At 39.8% G+C, this 21,432-nt stretch carries 14 protein-coding genes; 1 reads left to right on the top strand and 13 read right to left on the bottom strand.

Going from position 1 to position 21,432, the window contains the following annotated elements; all coding sequences use genetic code 11:
• Positions 1-116 precede the first annotated feature (116 nt).
• From BMX11_RS06610 to BMX11_RS06620, 3 genes are all read right to left on the bottom strand, one after another.
• A complete protein-coding gene (locus BMX11_RS06610) occupies positions 117-434 on the bottom strand; it encodes a hypothetical protein (protein ID WP_245738597.1) in 318 nt (105 codons plus the stop codon).
• Positions 435-462: 28 nt separating this feature from the next.
• Positions 463-1,605 carry a hypothetical protein gene (locus BMX11_RS06615; RefSeq protein WP_139180134.1) on the bottom strand — a complete coding sequence of 381 codons (1,143 nt, stop codon included), beginning with the start codon at positions 1,603-1,605 and terminating at the stop codon, positions 463-465.
• 725 nt (positions 1,606-2,330) lie between these two features.
• Positions 2,331-3,215: an NAD(P)H-binding protein gene (locus BMX11_RS06620; protein WP_090882700.1), complete on the bottom strand. Its 885-nt coding sequence runs from the start codon at positions 3,213-3,215 to the stop codon at positions 2,331-2,333.
• Between the two features lie 78 nt (positions 3,216-3,293).
• Between BMX11_RS06620 and BMX11_RS06625 the strand changes: the two genes are divergently transcribed.
• On the top strand, positions 3,294-3,653 hold the full coding sequence (locus tag BMX11_RS06625; protein ID WP_090882704.1) for a winged helix-turn-helix transcriptional regulator: 360 nt from the start codon (positions 3,294-3,296) through the stop codon (positions 3,651-3,653).
• Positions 3,654-3,950: 297 nt separating this feature from the next.
• Here BMX11_RS06625 and BMX11_RS06630 read toward each other — a convergent pair whose 3' ends face one another.
• The 10 genes from BMX11_RS06630 to BMX11_RS06675 all read right to left on the bottom strand — a co-directional run bounded on the left by BMX11_RS06630 (position 3,951) and on the right by BMX11_RS06675 (position 21,427).
• Entirely contained in the window at positions 3,951-5,213 is a 1,263-nt protein-coding gene (locus tag BMX11_RS06630) for an Hsp70 family protein (RefSeq protein ID WP_090882705.1), read from the bottom strand.
• 401 nt (positions 5,214-5,614) lie between these two features.
• A complete protein-coding gene (locus BMX11_RS06635; protein WP_175474492.1) occupies positions 5,615-6,883 on the bottom strand; it encodes an amidohydrolase family protein in 1,269 nt (422 codons plus the stop codon).
• 86 nt (positions 6,884-6,969) lie between these two features.
• On the bottom strand, positions 6,970-8,076 hold the full coding sequence (locus BMX11_RS06640) for a TlpA disulfide reductase family protein (protein ID WP_090882709.1): 1,107 nt from the start codon (positions 8,074-8,076) through the stop codon (positions 6,970-6,972).
• Between the two features lie 10 nt (positions 8,077-8,086).
• Positions 8,087-10,651 carry a zinc-dependent metalloprotease gene (locus BMX11_RS06645; protein WP_090882711.1) on the bottom strand — a complete coding sequence of 855 codons (2,565 nt, stop codon included), beginning with the start codon at positions 10,649-10,651 and terminating at the stop codon, positions 8,087-8,089.
• An 8-nt stretch (positions 10,652-10,659) separates the two neighbouring features.
• On the bottom strand, positions 10,660-12,066 hold the full coding sequence (locus BMX11_RS06650) for a RagB/SusD family nutrient uptake outer membrane protein (protein WP_090882713.1): 1,407 nt from the start codon (positions 12,064-12,066) through the stop codon (positions 10,660-10,662).
• 11 nt (positions 12,067-12,077) lie between these two features.
• Positions 12,078-15,542 (bottom strand): SusC/RagA family TonB-linked outer membrane protein, encoded by a 3,465-nt coding sequence (locus tag BMX11_RS06655; protein ID WP_090882715.1) that lies wholly within the window; start codon positions 15,540-15,542, stop codon positions 12,078-12,080.
• Positions 15,543-15,647: 105 nt separating this feature from the next.
• Positions 15,648-16,634, bottom strand: coding sequence for a FecR family protein (locus BMX11_RS06660; protein WP_175474493.1), 987 nt, complete (start codon positions 16,632-16,634; stop codon positions 15,648-15,650).
• A 105-nt stretch (positions 16,635-16,739) separates the two neighbouring features.
• Positions 16,740-17,297: an RNA polymerase sigma factor gene (locus BMX11_RS06665; RefSeq protein WP_090882719.1), complete on the bottom strand. Its 558-nt coding sequence runs from the start codon at positions 17,295-17,297 to the stop codon at positions 16,740-16,742.
• A gap of 756 nt (positions 17,298-18,053) precedes the next feature.
• Positions 18,054-19,910: an alkaline phosphatase gene (locus BMX11_RS06670; RefSeq protein WP_245738598.1), complete on the bottom strand. Its 1,857-nt coding sequence runs from the start codon at positions 19,908-19,910 to the stop codon at positions 18,054-18,056.
• Positions 19,904-21,427: a RagB/SusD family nutrient uptake outer membrane protein gene (locus tag BMX11_RS06675; RefSeq protein ID WP_090882721.1), complete on the bottom strand. Its 1,524-nt coding sequence runs from the start codon at positions 21,425-21,427 to the stop codon at positions 19,904-19,906. Before BMX11_RS06675 ends, BMX11_RS06670 begins: the two co-directional genes overlap by 7 nt.
• Positions 21,428-21,432 lie beyond the last annotated feature (5 nt).

Here is a 21,432-nt window from a genome sequence, read left to right on the forward strand (position 1 = left end):
CTGTCTTGTTCCTGCACTTGCTTTTTGGAAGTTTCCTTCATAGAACCTTGTACTTTACCTCCTGTGTTGCAAAGTCTGACGAGCGTTATTCTTTAATCAGGTAATTTAACTGCACATTATAATTTTTTACTTTCCTCTATCTTCCATAGATCCACTTGAGCATCGTTTTTCTGTGACCTTCCCGGATTACTTCTTCCTTGAATTACATATTTCAAAAGTAAAGCCATTAATCTCTTTGTAACCTCAGGATATTGGGCTTGTAAATTATTTTTTTCCGCTATATCATTTGACAAATCATAAAGTTGTATAGCTGGAGCACCAGATTTCAAGGCCTCCTTATTTTTCGGCGCTGCCCATCCTCCAGATCCAGGGCAAAGTTCTAGCTTCCACTTCCCTGCTCTGATGGCAAAATTTCCATCTATTGAGTGATGCACAGTAGCTGGCCTAATCAGTTTATCAGATTTACCTAAGAGGCAGGGAAGTCCAAAGATATTTCGTAGAATCCTGGACATAGCTTTCGTTACTGTGATCGTTCCTCAACTTTGACAAAACACTATAAAGTGGATTGGAAGAATCTGCAAAAGCCAGGTAGTTATCGAGTAATGCACTTATATTATAATTGTAGGATCCGTACTGCTGATTATTCCGGCCAATAATGTTGTGATAGCTTTGCTTTTTGTAAGTAATCCATCTCATTCCAACATTTAATAATTTACCATAATTTTCAACTTTATCTGAGCTATATTGCCATTTTGTACCTTCCACCCACCTGCCATAGTTTCCTGCATCACTCATCCAATCGCTTCCATAACCTACATTAAATGTTTGAGATCCATGTGGAAAAAGGGAGCCAGGGTATAAATTTCCAGCAAAACCATTCTCATTGCGCTTATTAATAATTAGTGGAAATTGATTAGACATTATCTGATTTAGGGTATTCATAGTTGCAACATCTTCGGTTGCGGCTTCCACAGCTGTGTACCCCAAAATTCGATAACCCACATTACCTGTTCGATGCCCCTGATCTTTAATAAGGGTTCCCAGGCTGGGATAGTTGAAAGTGCTTGAATATAAGCCATTACTCCATCTGTGTCGTAAAAATCGAACCGCCTGAAGCTTTATGTTTTTGATAACCGGCCCATAAGTCGCATCAAGCGAATCTACCTTCATCTGATCAAATAACATTACCATCATAATGCCTAGTTTTTGAGGCTGGCTAAAAGCACTAATGTGCCATTGGTAACTGGGATATTTAGATAACCAGGCGTTAAGTGCATGATATATTTTGAACTTCACTGCCGGAACCTGGTAGTAGGCTGTAGAATCAGGATGAAAATATACGCAGTTCATTTTAAAAATGGTATCAGTAAGATCAGCACCTCTTGGTAAACTATCTGCACGGTTAAATTTTCCATTTGCAGAAATTCTATTCAATAAAGTACTCATAGGTGCCTGCGCTGGTAAAATGGTCATTTTACTGGTAAATGCGTAGCTTGATTTAAGTGCTAATCTTACCTTGGTAATATCATTCTGCGCACTGGCGACATAAAAAAAATACAGAAAAAAAATAATTAACGGAATTGTTTGTTTGGATAATTTCATCATGTTTGATTTATTTGGTTTGAATTTCATTCACCAATTATCGCCCAAACACTTATCCAGTTCTTTAATTGGCTGAGCCAAAGCTAGCTAACCACTGCCATCCAATAGGTTACGATTGTATCCATTATGGGGTAATATTGTAAACACTTTAATGTAATTGAAAAATAATTGCGTCACTTAAATTGAGAGGACAGCAAGACTATCTACTGAAGTTAGAAATTGGAGATAAAATGTTAAGTGGGATTTAAGCCTTGAAAAACGTTGCTCTTCTTCGATTAGTAAAATAGGTAGGTTTGTTGCTAGGTTCAATTTTTAGATTCTTGCCCGCTGATTTAAGAAGATTTGAAAGAGGCTATAATTACGATAGAGTAATGAACTAGAATTTATAATTTGGGGCTCAGAACGCTGGATACTACTTTTTTCTATTCAATTTCCAGTAATTTCTAATATAGAAACCGAGGGCAATTAAAAGTCCTGTCCAGATGAAAACCGTTGGGCTCATAGTTTAATTTATGCTTTTATATTCTTATAAAACGGATATTCACCGCTATAGGTATTAAGTACTTGAGATCTTTTTAGTTTACCTGGTATGCAAGCCAACAAATTCCATTTTTTGAATACTTTAAGTTTATAAACACTTGCTAATCCTTTTGGTTTGGTTGACATACAAAAAACTCCTGCCAATGTGATTAACACCGACAGGAGCTTTCAATTTATTCGTGCCTAGTTTAGCTGTTATAAGCTTGTGCAAACTTCAGGGCAAAATCTTCCAATTTTACTTTACCTGAAGGAACAGTATTTTTGGCATCAAAGTCTTCCCATAATACTCCGCTTCTAATAGCTGTTCCCATTTCCACATAGTTTTTAGCAATTTCCGGCGGAAGACCTGCGCCTACCATTCCATCATAGGATTGTTCGTCGGTAAATTCAATCCAGGGCAGTTCAGGCTGACCAATTGCCTTACCTATTTGCGCTGCTACTTCTCCTAATGTCCGTTTATCACTGGCAATGTACAAAGTACTCCTTCCTGTAAAACCTTCATTGATTTTAGCTGAAGCAGTATCTGCAATATCCTGAGGATCTACAATTACAATAGGTTGATCTGCACCATAATTTCCACCAATAATACCAGCATGTTTAATCATATCAATATTGCCATATAAATTATTGTAGAAATAAGCCGGTCTCAAGGTTAAGATGTCAAAGCCCTCTTCTTTTCCAAATAACTGTTCTACATCGTGAAGCCCTGCAATTGGTCCTGTTCCTTTCTCCAGATGGGCACCAATACTGCTTAATAACACTACTTTTTTAACACCCGATTTTTGCACCGCATTTATATAATGCTGGCCAATACTTTTTATATGATTCCTCATGTTATCGGTTGAAAAATCATTTGGCACCATTAAATACACTAAATCTGCCCCTGTAAAAGTATGGGTTAGAAAATCTTCATCCTGAACAGCGCCAATTGCAGGCGTTGCACCCAGTGCCTTTATTTCATCGGTTTTGGACGCATTGCTACTCACTACGGTAACATCATGACCTAGTGCAATAAGATTCTTTGTTAGTGGCTTACTAATATTTCCAAGTGAGCCTGTTAAAATTATTTTCATGATTATTGTTTTTTATTGACTAGTCAAAGGTATATTTGTACTTACTTTTTTACAAGTACTTACCCCAAAGTATGTATCATGACAGCAATAAAAGAAAATTCGACATCTAATGCCAACAGAAGGGCTAGCAAGGCAACCTGTCCGGTTAGTTTCGTAATGAGTAAAATTGGAGGACACTGGAAACCTATTATTTTATTTCATTTATTGAGTGGGCCAAAAAGATATAGTGAACTGAAAAAATTAATTCCCGCAGTAACGGAAAAAATGCTTATCCAACATTTAAAGGAAATGCAAGAGGATGTATTGGTATTCAGAAAAGCTGAAAACGTGGTACCTCCCTTTGTAACCTATAGTTTAAGTGCCGAGGGAGAACAATTAAGGCCTATTCTTGATGAAATGGTTAAATGGGCTGATGCAAGGGATTTTAAACCTCAGTAGGATTTGGGGTTATGGAGCTTGAATATTGCCGTTGTAAGTTCAGTTATTGCTAAGCTAGATTGTCAGGGCTCAAGCAGATTCGAAGCAAGACGCAATGTTATTAATTCCTTGAGCTTTCAGATGTAAAATCGGAACAAATTGCGAAGGGTTATACTATTAAGTTTCCGAGTTATCTAGAGCTCTTCGACAAGCTCAGACTGACAATTTTCATCACGGAATCCAGTCTTGATTCTCAATTCTCGATACTTGATTCTTGATACTTGATTCTTGCTACTTGATTCTTGACACCAAAATCTCTTAACTAAAAAGATAACCACTATATGCTAAACCCTGGGCAACGCTCTTAAAGTTATCACCAGAATTTAGGCTGATATGCGGAAACTTCTCTTTAAATAACTTCTGAATGCTTCCAACCATGGATGTTCCACCTGTTAAAAATAGACTATCTATATCCTTCACATCAATATTATATTGCAACATAAAAGCCTCCAGATAAGCAGAGATTCGATCTACATCTTTTTTGATGAGTTGTTCATAATCTGATAACGATATATTTTCATCGATTTCTATGCCTAACTGATTATAAGTAAAAGAAGTGCTATCCTGACTGGATAAGGCAATTTTGGTTTTTTCTATAGATTGAAATACCGAATAGCCCAGATTATTTTCAATGAGTGTAATCAGGTTTTTAAATTTCCGATCATTACCAGAAAAATAGTAGTAATCTTCAATATCCTTTCTAATACGTTGCCCGTTAAAGAAATTCATCTGCTCCCATGAACAAATATTGGCAAAAAGCGATTTTGGAACGGTTAAAACTTTTCCCTTCGTGGCTTCGTATTGGGTATACTTGCCAAAATACGGTGTACCCTTCTCCCACATAAATGCCGAATCAAAACTATCTCCCCCGATGTAAATACCTCCGGTAGCCATCATATCACCTTTTCGGTCTTTACTTCCCACTTTAGCGGGATCGAGCACCAGGTAGGTAAAATCAGTCGTACCTCCACCTAAATCGGCTACCAGAACATTTTCTTTTTTCGTAAGTGTTTGTTCGTAGGCAAAGGCGGCTCCAATAGGCTCGAACTGGAAACGAACTTCTGTAAAACCAGCTAACTCAGCGGCTTTACTCAATCTGTTTTGAGCTAAAGTATCTTTCTGTACGTTATCATCATCAAAGAAAACCGGTCGGCCGATAACCGCTTTCCGGCAATCCTGCCCAATAATTTCATCGGCCCTGCTTTTCAATTCCTTCAATATAATGGCTACCAAATCGGAAGCATTATATCTTCTGTTCTGAATACGGGTTTCAGAAAAACTGGTCCGAGATAAAATCTGTTTAATAGATTTAATGAAACGCCCTTTCATTCCGTCGTTTAAGTAGGCTGCTATTGCCTCCTCACCCACTACATAATTATTCTCAGCAGTTTGCAGTTGATGATAAAAGTAAATAAGCGATGGAATAATAATGGTGCTGTGGATTTCTTGCTTTTCTTCATCATAGATGGCCAATGCCGAATTTGTTGTACCAAAGTCAATACCGTATAAAAATCTTTTCATTGCAGGAAATAAAATGGATGAGGGGCGGCGAAAGTATTAAAAATTCGGCTAAGAAAAAAGTAAAGGGGAAAATTTCAAAAGTCATGGTGAGTTGTTGATTGTTATTTTCCCCACACAGGTTAAGAAACAATCCCTTATGTAGTGAAATCCGGGACAAGTAATCGAAGACCTTCTTAATAAGTCGAAAACTAAAATGGATTATCCTTCGACAGGCTCAGGATTGACAATCCATTTTAGTTTTCTCCTTAAGTTAACCGCATTGGAGACGCTCCAACTAGAAAAGGACCACCCCGCTCCCCACAATCCTTACACATCCCCTCCTTGAAAAAAGGAGGGGAGCTGCCTGCATCAAAGCCCTGTAAAAACCCTTAAGGATTCCCACTTGTGCGGGAACGACAATTTTATTTCACAATCTTTCCTGACTTAATCACAATCTCTATTTTCTCCAGTGCCCTGATATTTAAAAGAGGATTGTTCTTTAGCACGAGCAAATCTGCTTTTTTACCTGCTTTTATGGTGCCCCTGTTTTTCTCTTCCCCTAAAACCTCTGCACCAACAATGGTTGCAGACCGAATGGCTTCTGCAGGGGTAAAACCGGCTTCCTTAATGTAGTAATCCAGTTCATCTACCAAGCGTGGATAAGGACGTTTCAAATCAACAATCTGATCCGTTCCTGCCACGATTTTAACTCCTTGCTGATGAACTCGTTTCGCTAAAGGGAAAACCCATTTATCTTTTTCCGAAACACATAAAGTTGCATCTAAAATGGCATGGTGCGCTTTCATTTCCCTACAAAACTCAGTAATATCCAGTTTTGCAATTACACTGTCTTTATAGGCAGCAGGCGTAGTTCTTCTATAAAACAAGGTATCAGTTTTCATGGTTTCCAACATCGAAACATGTGAAAGTACTTGTACGCCTGCCTTAATCACTTCTACTGGTTTAGCAGGATACATCATGGTATGCCCCCAAACTTTCAAATCGTGCCTTTTGGCTGCCTTCACAACATCAGGTAAAAAATCTTTATCAAAAGAGTGGTAAAGTTTAACGCCTGTTGCACCACAAGCTTTAGCCGAGGCTATTGCTTTGTCTAAATCATCACCAGGTACTAAGCGTTGTTCCCAGGGACTATAAGGCTCTTTTCTCAGTCCCTGCCCCCTGTTATAGTACAAATCACCGGCCATGAAGGATGAAAAATAAACATCCGGTCCGAGTTTTCTCCCCTCCCGAATTTCGGTTTGTGCCTTTAATAACGATGCCCCATCGCCACCTGCATCACGTACAGCAGTAATCCCGTGCCGTAGGAAATATTCCAGGTGCTTATAGGTATTTTCCATGTTATTACTCCTGTGTGCAGTAACGTGCACGTGTGCATCAATAAGCCCTGGAATAATATAACTGCCTGTTAAATCGAGCACTTTTGCCCGATCTAATTTTCGGGGTGCCTTACCAACCTTAATAATCTTATCTCCACGAACCACTACATCTTTACCAACCAGAAACTTTCCTTTGTTTACATCTAAAACCCAGGCGTTTCTGAGTATCAATAAGCTCTCGGTTAGCGTACTCCTTTTAGGTGTATTTTTACCCGGTGCTGCGTTGACAAATGCCGGAGTAAATGGTAAGCTGGCCACCAGACTAATCATGGTGATGAATATATTTCTTTTCATGTTTATTGAATATAAATGGGTAGTTAAAAAAGAAGCGCAGTGGCATCCACCAACTGCGCTTGTCATCATTAAACTAACTCTCTTTTTTATTTCTGCGGCTGACTGAACATTTTTGCAAGAAAATTTTCTAAGTCGTGTCCTCTTAATTTGGTAGCCAGAATTTTTCCTTCGGTATCAACAATACAGTTGAAGGGCAGGCTTTTAATTCCATAACTATCAGCTACTTCTCCATTATTAGCCTGTGGATCGTTGAGCTGCGTCCAGGTTAACTGGTCTTGCTGCACGGCCTGTTTCCATGATTTATTTACTGCATCCATTGATATACTCACAAATGCAATCTTTTTACCATACTGCTGCTCAAGCTTTTTCAACAAGGGGTGTTCAGCTCTACATGGTGGGCACCAGCTGGCCCAAAAATCGAGCAAAACATATTGCCCGCGGTAATCAGCCAGCTTTACGGGCTTACCATTTAAATCATTAAGGGTAAAGCCTGGAGCCTCATTGCCTTTACTGATAGCTACTTCAGTATTGATAAACTGTTTAATGCGTTTGGCATAAAAAGTGTTTTTTCCCTTTTCAGATAAAAGCGCATAGGCATTAGCGGCCTGTTTTCTATCTGTATCGTTCAAATAACTATCTATCATAGCTAGGGCGGCCACAGACAAATCATTATTGCGTTTAACAAAATCAATGGTCAGGCTATCGATCCGCTTTTTGTAATGGATAAACTGCGGGCTCTTATGATCATGTCTATCAACTTTTGCCTTGTCTATGGTTTTACGGTAATCGCCTGAAAGTGATAAAGCCTTTTCCTTGAACTCCTGATAAAGGGAGTTTTCTGTTGCACCCTTAATTTTTAAATCGTAAAATTTATCCAAGGCTCCCGAGAAACCAATAATGGCGTTTTGGGCTATAAATATTTTAATTTGTTGATTGGCAGAATTACTCAGCGTACAAACTACCGTTTCTGGCAAAATCCCCTTCAACGAGAATTGATTATTCTTTAAAACAGTCGAATCTGCAACGTCTTTTCCCTCGTAGCGATAGGTCAGTTTGATCACCGTTCCATCGAGTCCTGTTAATGCGCCTTCAAATTCATAATTGGCAGCCTTAAAAGAAAAGGCTGCCGAAATAGAGATCAATGCTAAAGCGATAAGTGCTGTTGTAGAACGTTTCTTTTTTAAACTGATCATAGCTATTGTTTTAGTAGTTTAATCCCGGTATAGGTGATTCATTTACAATTTTATCCAACATCTGTTTCAGGTATTGGAAATGAATTTTTGTGTCCTGATCCTTAGCTGTTGCTGCCCCTTTGGTAATATCTGCACGCAGATCTTTCAAGTGAGCAAATGCCAATGCCTTTACGTTAGAATAAAGCAGTACATCTGTAGGTGTTACCGAGGCCAAAATATTATCGGTAGAACCTTGCAGTGCAAAACGTTTGTTGTACATGGTAATAATGCTACCCACATACATTTTCTGCAATGCTCTGCGATATTCATCTGTAGGTTTGCCTGTTTTTAACTCGCTAAAAATTCCAGATTTTAAGTCGTTTAACCATTCACGCGGAGAGTAAGCACCTTTCCCATTATCTCTCTGGTTAATCATCATTCTAAACAACCTGCTTTGTGAGGTTACAGATGCAACAACGCCTTGCTGTACGGTTTGTACGGCATTGAAACTAAAACCCGGATCTATTTTATTCAGGATCTCTTTATTAACCAGCCATTTAGGCGTAGTGAATACCTGATCATTGTAAAATTTAATGGCTTCTTTTTGCTTACCCAGGCTAACGGCCTGATAAACAGCACCTGGTTGATCAGAACTTTTTTCGGTAACCATTACGCCACCTAAATACTTTAAAACGTGAAACGCATAGCGGCTATATTGGTCAACTGCTTCTTTATACATTTCTTTCAGATTCTCATAACCTTCTCCATCCTCACGTGTCCAGTTGTTTAGCTGTGGTACAATTCTTTTTAGGTTTTTAATACCGTATTCACTTGCTTTGATAGCATCATCCCCCAAATCTTCCGATTGCGAACGTGGATCCTGGTCTCTCCCCTCTCCACCGAACCATAAACGTTTGTTTTTTAAACTGTCTATTGTCCATTTATTCAAAATTTTTTTCTCTGCCTGGGCATCTGGCTGATCTAAAATTGGCTTGTATCCCCATTGAATGGCCCATTTATCATAATCGTTGATACGAGGAAAAATCCCCTGTTCGCTAACATGATCTTCTGGTTGTGCTACATAATTGAAACGCGCATAATCCATAATCGAAGCTGTATGTCCATGTGCTTCTACCCAAGCTTTATCTCTGAGTTTTTCTACTGGTGTGGCATGGCTAGCCCCCATGTTGTGGCGTAAACCCAGTGTGTGGCCAATCTCATGTGACGAAACAAAACGAATCAGCTGCCCCATTAACTCATCATCAAATTTATTTTTGCGGGCTCTTGGATCAATGGCTCCTGCCTGGATCATGTACCAGCGATGAACTAAGTTCATAACATTATGGTACCAACCGATGTGGCTTTCTAAAATTTCACCAGTCCTCGGATCTGCAATATTTGGTCCATAAGCATTTTGTTGCGGCGATGCGAAGTAACGAATTACCGAAAAACGTGCATCGTCTAAACTCATTGTTGTATCTGCTTCTGGCCACTCTTTTGCAACAATTGCATTTTTAAAACCTGCGTGTTCAAAGGCCTTTTGCCAATCATTGACCCCTGCAATAAGAAAAGGTCTCCACATTTTAGGCGTTGCCGGGTCGATGTAATAAACGATCTGTTTTTGAGGCTCTACCAATTCCCCACGTCTGAATTTTTCTAAATCTTCTGCTTTCGGTTCTAATCTCCAACGGTGAATAAATGCCTCTTGCTCAACTTTCTGCTGGCTATCTTTGTACCTGATATTTGCGCTTGCGAAGTATCCCACACGTGGATCATATATTCGTTTTCTTAAGGGATTATCCGGAAGTTTGATAAATGAGGTATTCATTCCTAAGGTAACTGCCCCTGCTTCACTAACAGCCGGAAGCCTCACCCCCGCAGCCGAATAGGTTCTGATGGTTTTAATTTCTGTGTTAATCGGGAAGCTTTTCACACTTTCGATGTAAGAGCGATCTGCCGCCTGCATGCCTAGTCCATAAGCCTTTTTATTCTCTGCATTAAAAGCCAGTAACGGCGATTCTGTGAGTAGAAAATCGGTAACATCAATTACTACGCCCGATGAGTCTTTACTTTTTGCCTTGATCGGGAAGGCTGCCATAATAGGGTTCAGGTTAGAGCTTGCCACCGCTTTAGAAATCATATCGGTAGAATCGGCAATACTCACTGTAGCCGAAACTTTTAAGAACAACTTGTTATTCGGACCTAACTCCCAATAAATAATTCTAGAACTTACTTCTTCACCGCCATAGTTACCTGCGCCGGGAGTAGATTTGCTTAAACGGTTTACTGCTAAAATCTCCTTTTTCAATAGTTGATTAGGAATTTCGAAAAAGTATTTATCATTTACTTTGTGAACAGTAAACAAGCCTTTTTGAGTAACAGCCTTCGAGGTAATAACCTCACTGTAAGGCTTAATAACACTTTTAGTGCTATCAGCTTTCGGTTTGGCAGCCAATGCGGTGGTAGAGGCCGCTGTAGCTTTTTTACGTTTATTTTTCTTAAAAACGCTACATGAGCTTGCTGTTAAAACGAGCAAAGCAGTAGCTAACACCAAGCTTTTAGGCTTGGTGTTGAGGTTGAATATGTTATTTTTCATGTTTCTTTTTAGTAACCCGGGTTTTGGATTAAATTTGGATTAGCATCTACAGCATTATTAGGGAATGGAAGCAATTTTGCAGCAGGGCGGTAACTTGGTTTTAATGCGCCTATTACTGCATCAGCTTCTCCAGTTCGCTTCAGATTGTACCAGCGAAAGGCTTGCTCGCAAAAGAATTCCTTCCGGTTTTCCAGGGCAATTTCGGTAATTAACGCGCCTTGTGTTGTACTGGTGCTCAGCTCTGTTTGTGCCCTGTTACGGATCACATTTAAATCGCTCAATGCACCACCTAAATTGGTCCCGATTCTGACTCTTGCTTCTGCCCTGATTAAATATTGCTCGGCTAAACGCATAGTAGTCGGTGCTTCGACAACATTGGCCGTTACAGCCGCCGCATTCGTGGTATATTTGTATTTAAATGGCAACACTTTTACCACACCAGCCACAGTATAATTAGTCATCCAACGCTGGCGGCGAAGATCAGTAGCACTGAAGAGTGATAAGAAAGCCGGGCGAATCTCAAACTGCGGATCAGTTCCGGTGAATGGTAAGAATGTTCCTGCTTCTACCGTGTATTGTTGGGTGGGGTTAAGTGGCGACGACATTTGCCAGATGCTTTCGGTATTGTTCTTTACCCATACTCCTGTAGCGATATTTGCAGCAGATACCATGCTGTACAAGCTAGAGGCAATAACTTCTGAAGCATTACTTTCTGCTGCTGCATAATCTGCTGTAAACAAGCTTACTCTGGCCAATAAAGCCGCAGCTACAAATTTGTTAACCCCTAATCTGGTATTTCCAGAAGCAGAATAATCGGCCAGTAAGTTTGCTTTACCTTCTGTTAAATCGGTTTTGATCTGTGCATAAACGTTTGCAACTGATTCCTTAGGCAACATGGAGCTAATGCTTACATCGGTTGTTAGTACCAATGGTACACCGCCAAACGTATTCACCAGGTTAAAGTAGCAATATGCTCTGATCACTTTGGCTTCGGCTGTTAGTTGTTTTTTTACCTGATCTGAGGTACCCTGATATTTCTGAAGCCCTTCAATAATGGAATTTGCCCTGTAAATCATGGCATACCAGTCAGAAAACAAAGAAGATTGAACTGAACTTACTGTCGTATAAGCATTATCAAAAACTTCTCTGTAAGTAGGGTTAGCACCTGTGTATAAAAGATCATCCGCCTGAAGAGAACTGTAAACGGGCAAAAAGGTATTTTGGGTTGCTGTGGCAGCCAACCCTGTGTAAAGACCAGCCATAGCGTTGGTAGCCAGTTTATCAGAAGAGAAAACAACCGACGTGGTGATCTCGTTCAAAGGTGGATCGATTTCTACTGTTTTTTCGCAAGCAGATAAAACCAATGTGGCCAATGCGATGCTGCTTAGCAATATTTTATGAAATGATTTTGTCATGATTGAAAATGTTAGTAAGTGAACTGTAAACCAGCAACAATGGTACGCAATGGAGGTGTTGTGATCCCTTGCGACTCCGGATCGAAACCTTTATAACCAGTAATGGTCCATAAGTTTTGCGCCTGTGTAAATACCCTGATATTCTCTGCATGTACTTTAGCCAACCATTTTGAAGGAAGTGTGTAAGATAAACTCACGTTCTTTAACCTGATAAAAGAGGCATCTATAATATTAGCATCAGAACCTGTCCAGTTGCTATATCCGAAATAGGCTGCCCTACCGTTTACACCGCCTGTGCCGGCAGTAACCAGATAATCTGCCGAGCCTAAAGCAAGGTAATCGTTCATTACACTAGCTGCAGCATTATACATATAGCCCGGAGGATAAAAAGATGATGATGCTAAACTTCTTCCCTTTTGCTTCACAAACTGGAAGGTGAAATCTAAATTAAATCCTTTATAGTTAAAAGAGTTGGTTAAACCGCCAAAGAAATTAGGGTAAGTACTGCCAATAAAGTAACGATCTCCGCGTCCAATTTCAGAAAGTCCGGTGGTTGGAGAAGCTGTGCCACCAACTCCATTTAAATCGGCAAATGAGGGCAGGTTAGTTGCAGGATTGATACCCAGGAACTGATAACCAGCAAAGAAACTGATTGGCTTACCTACCAGATAAGTGGTGTAGTAAGATGTTTTTTCGATATTAGGGAAAGATAACAACTTGTTTTCGTTCTTACTGATATTGAATGATGAGGTCCAGGAGAAATCTTTGTTCTTAATGTTCGTACTGATTAAGCTTAACTCTACCCCCGAGTTTTGCACTTGCGCTGCGAGGTTGCTTTGATAACCTGTAAAACCAGCCTGCGGACTTAAAGGATAATTAATTAACTGATTACCTGTTCTATTCCTGTAGTACGAGGCCACTAAAGATAAACGATCTTTAAAGAAGCCTAATTCTAAAGCAAGCTCCAGCTTTTTAGTTGTTTCCCATTGATAATCATCATTGGCAATTCTTGATGGATTTAAACTGGAAATTCCGTTATAGATTGCAGAAGAAGTAGAATAGGTAGCCAGATATTGGTAATCTCCAATCTCATCACTTCCCACTGTACCATAACTTCCACGGAGTTTACCGAAACTAAACCAGGTGGTTTTATCTTTAATCAGGTCTTCCTCAGAGAAAATCCATGCTCCCCCCACAGATCCGAAATTTCCGAACTTTCTATTCGGACCGAATCGAGAAGAACCATCTCTTCTGAAATTGGCATTAACAATATATCTATTTTCAATATTGTAATTTACACGTCCAAAAAGTGAAGCATATTTAAACTCTTTAGAGGAAGCAGCAGTTGAAATCAGCGTTGCCGATGAAATATTTCTCAGGAAGTCATCAGATGGGAAACCCGAAGCACTGGTATAGTAGGGTTGTTCAGATTGTCTATACTGGTAAGTTCCACCGGCAAGAACATTTAAGTTTCCTCTCCAAACTTTACGATTGTATGTAAGCTGCGGCTCCATAATGTAAGTATTGGTATAGGTATAGGCAAAACTAGAAGTACCTGTTGTTGGCGCTGTAAACGCTGTGTTTAATGAACTAAGCGGCCTGATAGTGGTTTGCTTAGAATCAGTTTTACTGTAACCAAAAGTAGATTTGATATCCAGGCCATCCAAAATAGTATATTTCAGATTTAAACTGGACAACAAATTACTGGTCCTGTTATCATTCGTTTGATATAGAAATCCGTAAGGGTTATTTAAGCCAGAAACCCAGTACAAACTTCCATTCGGATTATATACCGGATAATTTGGAGGCAGATTGTAGGCATAATTAGCTAAATCTGTTGTAGATATATCGTTTTTATCTGTAGAATAAATTGCAGATAAGCCCATGGTAAATTTCTGATCCAGCGAACTGTGATTCAGGTTCACGTTTACCCCACCGCGTTGGTAAGATTGATCGCCAGGATATACGTTTCCTTCCTTATGATAAGTTCCGCTCACATAAAAGTTAGTACGGGTATCTCCACCAGAAACATTGGCACTCACATCATGAGTTCTGGCCGTTCCGCCTAATAGTTCTTTTTGCCAATTTGTATTTGCTGTTTGATCCCACACCAATAAATCCGGAGCAGAGCTAACTGTTGGCGCTGCAGGACTGGTGGTTACGTTGGCAAATCCCTTTCTTCGCAAGGCGAGATATTGATCAACACCTAACATCTCAACAAAATGTGGAACTACCGATGCACCAGTAGAGGCATTTACCCCAAACTTGGTTTTACCCGATTTTCCTTTTTTAGTGGTAATTAAGACCACACCGTTCGCCGCACGCGAACCATAGATTGCAGTTGCATCTGCGTCCTTTAACACTTCAATACTTTCTATGTCGGCAGGATTGATCGTATTTAGCGGACTTGTTTGTCCTTCGGCTGATGGTAAACCAGATGAGCCAGCCAAAGATGCAGCTAAATTGATCTGCTCAGATAAAAAAGGTACTCCATCAACAATATAAAGTGGGCGATTAGGGCGGCCAATAGAGTTTGCACCGCGAATCTGTACGTTTATTCCTGCACCTGGCAAGCCATTGGTTTGAACAATGGAAACCCCGGGCATTCTCGCCTGCATGGTTTGTAGTAAGTTAGCTACAGGCTGCTTGCCAATGTCTTCTGCATTAATCCCGGTTTGAGAGCCTGTACTTGTTCTTCTCGTTGTTGTACCGTAACCAATTACCACTATCTCATCCAGTTTAGCCGGATCTGGCTTCATTTTCACGGTGATGAATGCTCCTGAGTTAACCGTAATATTTTGTGTGCTGTAGCCTAAATAGGTAAATTCGAGAATGGTATTAGGTCCGACTGCGCCAATGGCAAAGTTTCCTTTAGCATTTGTAGTGGCCACCTGAGTATTATTTTTCACACGGATAGAAACACCTACCAACGGCTCATCTTTCTCATCTACAACCTTACCATTCACCACAAAACCCTCACGTTTATTTATTAAGGGAATATAGGTAGGCTGTGGCGTTGAAACTGGTTCAATTTCCTTTTCTGTTTGTGTTTTAACCACCACAAACTGATCGTTAATCACCTCATAAGTTAATTTGTTTGATTTTAAGAGTCTATCTAACAAATCTTTCAATCGGATGTTATTATAATTCCCACTGATGGGCGTGTCGTTCTTTTTGATCTGGTTATTGTAAACCAATCGGAATTGTGCCTTATTGGCAATGGTTTTCAATACTTTCTCCAGTTTTTGGTCAGAAAACTCGATTGTTACCCGCTTTTCAGTAAGTTGGGCCTTCACAGCAGAAGACCAGCTGAACTGAACAGCAATAGCAATACCCAGAATTTGCAGCAAAGAAAACTTCATAATCTTAATTAATGTGGGGAGCGCATTAACTCTAACATGCCGTAAAGCAACATGTCTGCTGGCCAGCGCAAAGTTTAGCGCATAGGCTGACCTATTGAACAATTTATTGTACATTTGTTTGGTTTTAGTAGTTAGTAATTAGGCTTCTAAATCTTCACAGCAGGGTGTTCGCAGCACGCCTGCTGTTGTATTTTATAGTTGATAGTAGTTGTTATTTCATCAGTTACACTCCCCCCCTCCTGTAAGGGTAATTTGATCTTTATTAATAGAAAATTTGGCATTTATTGAGCTGGAAACTAGTTTTAATGTGGTTTCCAAAGATTGATCTGTTAAGTCTGCTGAAATGGCACAACTGGCATAAAGTGCCTTATCTGCAACAATTTGCACATTAAATTTTTTCTCTATTCGTTGTCTTACTTCATCGAAAGAGACGCTTTCGAAATTCATATCATATTCCGTTCCGTGTAAGATGAGTACTTTATCGGCTACCGGAGCAACCACTACACGGGCAGGCTGAGCTGGATTAACTACTTCAAATTCATTTCCGGGAGTAACAATAACAGGCGCAGCAAGTTTAGCATCATGTTTGGCAGCAGATACTGCCACCTTACCTGTTAATACCGTTAATTTAAAAGCCTGGGCATTTTCATTGATATTGAAACTGGTTCCTAAAACCCGGGCAACATATTTTCCGGTTTGGATTACAAAAGGGTGCAGTTTATCTTTCGCCACTTCAAAAAGTGCTTCACCATGCAATACTACATTACGGGTACTGTCGCTAAATTTTGAAGGATAATCTAAGCGGCTATTTCCTTTAAGCCAAACAATTGAATGATCGGGTAGGTGAATTTTGGTTATTTTACCCGATGTAGAAGTTTCTACAAGTTGTACAATTTGATTTTCTTTACCATTGAACTGCCAAAGTAAGATGCCTACTGTACTAACTATGGCCAGCGAAGCTGCAGCAGCATAATATTTCCATCGGGAGGACTTTAATACCTGCGGAGTCTTTATTTTTGAATTTATTGAATTAAACAGGCGTTGTTGTAGTTGTTCCTTATTATCATCATCGAGCTTCCACACTGGGGCATTATCCGGCACTTCAGCATACCAGCCCTCTAGTTGCTTGAATTCTTCGGGTGTTATCGTATTATTCAGCAGCTTTTCTGCTAAATTCTCGATTTCTGAATTTTGTTGATTAGGCATTTTCATAGATTTCACACATATAGTATGTAAAAAATTAAAATACCCTTGGTCTGAATGAAAAAAAATCTATTTTATTTCTAAAAAGAATTATACCGCGCTAAAAAACTAGATAAAAAGCATACTCAAATTACCTTTTATATGTTTTAAGGCCTTTGTTAAGTGGCCCTCTACCGTTTTTTCAGTAATATCCATGTTGGCGGAAATTTCTTTGGTACTTAAGCCTTCTTCTCTACTTAAACGGTATACCATTTGGCATTTTTCTGGAAGTTGGGCAACCAGATTTTCAATTTCTATCCTAATTTGAGAGAAATCCAGCCAATGCTGTGTACTATTATCCGCTAAGTTGTGCGACAGTTCGTCCTCGAAGGAAATCACATTTCTTTTTTTCCGCTCGGCATACTTAGCATAGATGGTATATTTTAATGCAGCTGAGATGTAAGTTCGAAAGGTATATTTTAAAAATGTTTGATGCCGGCTATTCCAAAGCCTCATAAACACCTGCTGAACCACTTCTTCGGCATCTTCTTGCGATTGCAGTTTGATGTAGGCAACTTCTAAAAGCTTCTCCCAATAGCGAGTATACAATACGCTGAAAGCCCTTTCACTATCTTCTTTTAATAGATCAAACAATACTTCATCCGACTCTCCGCTTAGGGTATGCATTATTAGTTAATTGGCAGCCCTAAGATAGGGCTTAATATTAGATTAACAAATCGACAACAGGGATTAAAGATACTAAATTACTGCTAAATATAACCTTTGTATTACCGGACAAATGTCTTCCTTTTTTAAAGAACTGCAGTGATTACTCCAGTGAGCAGTGCAAAAAACACCTCAAATTGCCGCAGAAATACCCCATTGAAATTAGCTTTTAGCAATACCTAATTCCCAAATTTATGAAACAAAGAATTTTAAAACTTTTAATTATTCAAAACCACTGAATAAAAAAATGAGCTACTTCATGCTTAGATTGTGTGCTGTTTCAGGAAAACACCTTATCGTATTTTTTAAGAAATGGGGGGTAGTATATGAAAATGTCTACACTCAAATTGCAGGATTGAACTCTCACCAACCTGATAAAGAGCCAAGTACGCTGAATAATTAAGAAAGTTTCCAGGTTTACACTATAACCAAAAGAGGCCGTCTCATAAACTTCGATTGCCATCCTGAGGAATAATTTATTTCATAAAATCAATAGGAATGACATTTTTCCTCCTCCTGCACAATCTTTCCACGGCTCGCAGCCGCCGAAGAACTCTTTCCTTTGATGGCAAAAAGAAACAAAAGCCACATTAATGATAGCTTGTCGAAGGCTTTAATTGAGGCATTATTAGGCCGTTTCGACAAGCTCAACTTTGACAGATTTTCGAATGCAATTTGATTTATACGCCGGCCTCTTTTTTCAAAAGCTTAGCTAGCTTACTTTATTCCAAAAGCTTTGAGGATTTTAAAAAAGATTTCATTGTTTTGGAATACCCCTTTAAAATCTTCTGCCCCTGGCCCATAGGCAAAAACAGGCACCATGATATTGGTGTGATCGTTGGTACTGAAGGCTCCGCGAATCATACCTTTCTCAATATCAGTATCTAACAATGTTAATCCACCCGTTTCATGGTCGGCAGTTACAATAACCAATGTTTCTCCATCCTGATCGGCAAACTTCAGCGCTGCGCCAATGGTTTTATCAAAATCATGCATTTCAGTAACTACATATGGCAGGTTATTCGAATGCCCTCCATAGTCAATTTGTGCCCCTTCAGCCATGATAAAAAAACCTGCATTATTGTTCTTTAACAAATCTATACTTTTCGATAGCGACTGTGCTAAAATGGTTCCTCTTCCTTTATAAATCGGCCTTGTTGCAGAATCAGGTAGTAAAACCAGCTGTTTCCCGTTTTTTTGCTGTTTAAAATCACTAAAGCTGGTGTGCACCTGAAATCCCTGATTCCCAAGTTTCTTAAGCAGATCCTTATCAGGATTTTGTAAAAAACTTCTCAGGTTTGACCCGACAAGGATTTCTACTTTACTGCTTAATAAATCTGCCGCAATTTCTGTGCTCATAGACCTATCCAGCTGATGTGCGTAAAATGCTGCAGGTGTAGCATCTGTTATATCACCTACACTAATGATGGCACTTTTGATTTGCAAACCCGCCAATGTATCTACCAGGTTAGTTTTCTTTTCTCCGTTTGGACCTACACCAATGTAGCGGTTATTGGTTTTGCTCCCGGTAGCTAAAGCCGTAGCACCGGCAGCAGAATCGGTATTTCCGGCATCAGCAGCGCTGGTTTGAGCCAAGCCCATATTTTTTAACCGGGTTAAATTCAACTGCCCATGGTTAGCCATTAAACCCGCATGAATCTGGGCCAAGCCCATTCCATCCCCGATTAGTAGAATTACATTTTTTGCCCGTTTTTTTTGTCCGTCACTTTTATAACTGGGGGTATACACCGGATAAGCGGCAGGATTGGTGTAAGAAAGCTTTTCCTGATCCTGATAAAAACGCTTCAAGTCAGATGGATGATCGGTATTGATCCAGTCGACCCCCAATCTTTCCAATACGATCCAGGTATTCGGACTATCCTGTGTTGCCCAAAACCTAAACGGTTTACCTTGCTGGTGCGCTTTTGCGATTACTGCTTTTAGTTTTACCTCATCGGCTTGGGTAGGATTTCCTTTTCCATTCCATTCGGTGTAACTTTTTAGCTCATCACTAATCATGGCAACACGCGATAATTGTTTTTCAGTGTAGTTTATGTAGGGCCTTCCGTCGAAAGAAATCAGTTTAGGATAATCGGCAAAATGATCAGGTTCGGGAACATTACCACTAATAACCATTCGGATGGCATTCGGGTTTTTCTGTTGATCAAATACCTCCCGATAGCTGGCAATCTCTTTAAGCAACTGTGGCAATACCTGTTCATAATCTTGTTTAATATCGATTACCAACTGAAGCTTAGCCTTTGCATTTCCATAAGGATGATTACCATTATGGCGATAAAATGCAGCTAATGGATCGAGATAAAGCTTTTTTAAGGTTGCAGCACCGCTAATTTCTGTACTGTCGTGAGCTACATATAGCGCACCATTTCTGCAAAAAACATCTGCCTCAATAGACCCCATTTCGGCATAATAGGCCGTTAAAAGAGGAATTTCCTGTTTATAATCGTTGTGGCTATGCCCATTATTGGCTTGTAGTATTTTTTGAGCGAAAGTTAACTGCATTCCCAATCCGAAGATCAGAGATGCAGTTAATACTCCTATTTTTTTTACCATCCTTCATTCTGCTTGATCACCCCTGCACTATTATCTATCTCTCTTTGAGGAACCGCCCAAACATCGTGAACATTTGGGTTAAATGCCCTTGCAGGCCAAATAATGGCACCAGCTGAATCATGCAAAGGTTTAGCATAAGTGGCTTGTGCATCTCGCCATCTTACTAAATCGCGGTGACGATCTGCCCACTCTCCCGCAAGTTCATTACGACGCTCGCGTTTAAGATCCACCATAGTCATGCCGGTTTTAGCTCCCAGGCCTGCCCTCGATCGGATTTTGTTTAGTTCGGCATCTCCAGCACCCGCACCAGAAACCTGAATGGCCGCTTCTGCTTTAATCAACAAAACCTCTGCATATCGCATAAGCGGAACATTTAAATCCGTTGTTCCATTATCTCCATTTGGATTGACGTGTGTTGGAATCGGATTAGCATAAGTAAAAGGCTCCATGTATTTTTTAAACTGATAATCGGAAGTGGCTCCTGCATCTTTGGTAAAGCTCCGCTCTGCACCAAAGAACATAAATTTATCTCCTGTTTTTAAAATTGTGGCCTCCCGGCGCTGATCACCAGCCTCGAACGAATCATAAAGTTCTTTAGTAGGCAAATAATAACCCCAGCCATTGTAAATTCCCCAGGCTTTGTTGGTAAGCATAACACCTGGCAGCTTACTTCCCCAGCCTGTTCCTCCGCCATTAGGCGTGCAAACTACCGACCAGATATATTCTTTAGACCAGTTATTCGCTGCTTTAAAAACATCGGCAAAGCCAGTTAAAACCAACTCATGCTTCCCTGAATTGATCACCATATCGGCATATTTAGCTGCATTTGCATAGTCCTTTTTATAGAGATAAACTTTAGAAAGATAAGCCCAGGCAGCAGTTTTATGCGCTTTTCCATAGTCAGTCGCTTTCATATCGCTGAAATAAGGCAGATTATCTGCTGCTTTAAGTAAGAGCGAAATAATGTAATCGTAGTTTTCATTTACATTTTTTGCCCGGGCTATGGGTTGAGCCGGATCGGTATCTGGCGTTACAATAGGTACCCCTGCTTTATCATTACCATAATTGGCGGCCAGTTGGAAATAAACCAGACCTGCATTAAAATAAGCATCACCAATAATTTGCTTTTTCAAATTCTCATCCATTGAAATGGCAGGAACATTGGCAATAATATCGTTTGCCCTTTTGATAACGGCATATCGCATACTCCATTGCGATTCGGTATAACCCCCTCCGATATAAGTTCTATTGAAGTTTTTGATGTTATCTGCTTCAGGCTTATTTCTTCCTGTTACCATATCATCGCTGGCATTGATAAACCAGAACATCCCACGACCATAGAAGTCTTCCTCATTGTAATTCTGATACATCCCTGCTTCCGCCTTAAGGGCATCTTCTTTGGTTTTCCAGAAATTTTGCGCTGAAGGCGAACCTTCTGGTGTTATATCTAATTGTTTTGTACAGGCGCTGAATAAGGCAATGGCCAATACAGCGATATATTTTAGATTGGTTTTCATGTTTG

Origin of the sequence: Pedobacter rhizosphaerae (genome assembly GCF_900111155.1) — a bacterium.
Lineage (GTDB): Bacteria > Bacteroidota > Bacteroidia > Sphingobacteriales > Sphingobacteriaceae > Pedobacter > Pedobacter rhizosphaerae.

Bases quoted from the DNA above. Each gene is read 5' to 3' on its own strand.
- BMX11_RS06615 (WP_139180134.1), bottom strand. From the start codon at position 1,605: ATGATGAAATTATCCAAACAAACAATTCCGTTAATTATTTTTTTTCTG.
- BMX11_RS06620 (WP_090882700.1), bottom strand. From the start codon at position 3,215: ATGAAAATAATTTTAACAGGCTCACTTGGAAATATTAGTAAGCCACTA.
- BMX11_RS06625 (WP_090882704.1), top strand. From the start codon at position 3,294: ATGACAGCAATAAAAGAAAATTCGACATCTAATGCCAACAGAAGGGCT.
- BMX11_RS06630 (WP_090882705.1), bottom strand. From the start codon at position 5,213: ATGAAAAGATTTTTATACGGTATTGACTTTGGTACAACAAATTCGGCA.
- BMX11_RS06635 (WP_175474492.1), bottom strand. From the start codon at position 6,883: ATGAAAAGAAATATATTCATCACCATGATTAGTCTGGTGGCCAGCTTA.
- BMX11_RS06640 (WP_090882709.1), bottom strand. From the start codon at position 8,076: ATGATCAGTTTAAAAAAGAAACGTTCTACAACAGCACTTATCGCTTTA.
- BMX11_RS06645 (WP_090882711.1), bottom strand. From the start codon at position 10,651: ATGAAAAATAACATATTCAACCTCAACACCAAGCCTAAAAGCTTGGTG.
- BMX11_RS06650 (WP_090882713.1), bottom strand. From the start codon at position 12,066: ATGACAAAATCATTTCATAAAATATTGCTAAGCAGCATCGCATTGGCC.
- BMX11_RS06655 (WP_090882715.1), bottom strand. From the start codon at position 15,542: ATGTACAATAAATTGTTCAATAGGTCAGCCTATGCGCTAAACTTTGCG.
- BMX11_RS06660 (WP_175474493.1), bottom strand. From the start codon at position 16,634: ATGCCTAATCAACAAAATTCAGAAATCGAGAATTTAGCAGAAAAGCTG.
- BMX11_RS06665 (WP_090882719.1), bottom strand. From the start codon at position 17,297: ATGCATACCCTAAGCGGAGAGTCGGATGAAGTATTGTTTGATCTATTA.
- BMX11_RS06670 (WP_245738598.1), bottom strand. From the start codon at position 19,910: ATGGTAAAAAAAATAGGAGTATTAACTGCATCTCTGATCTTCGGATTG.
- BMX11_RS06675 (WP_090882721.1), bottom strand. From the start codon at position 21,427: ATGAAAACCAATCTAAAATATATCGCTGTATTGGCCATTGCCTTATTC.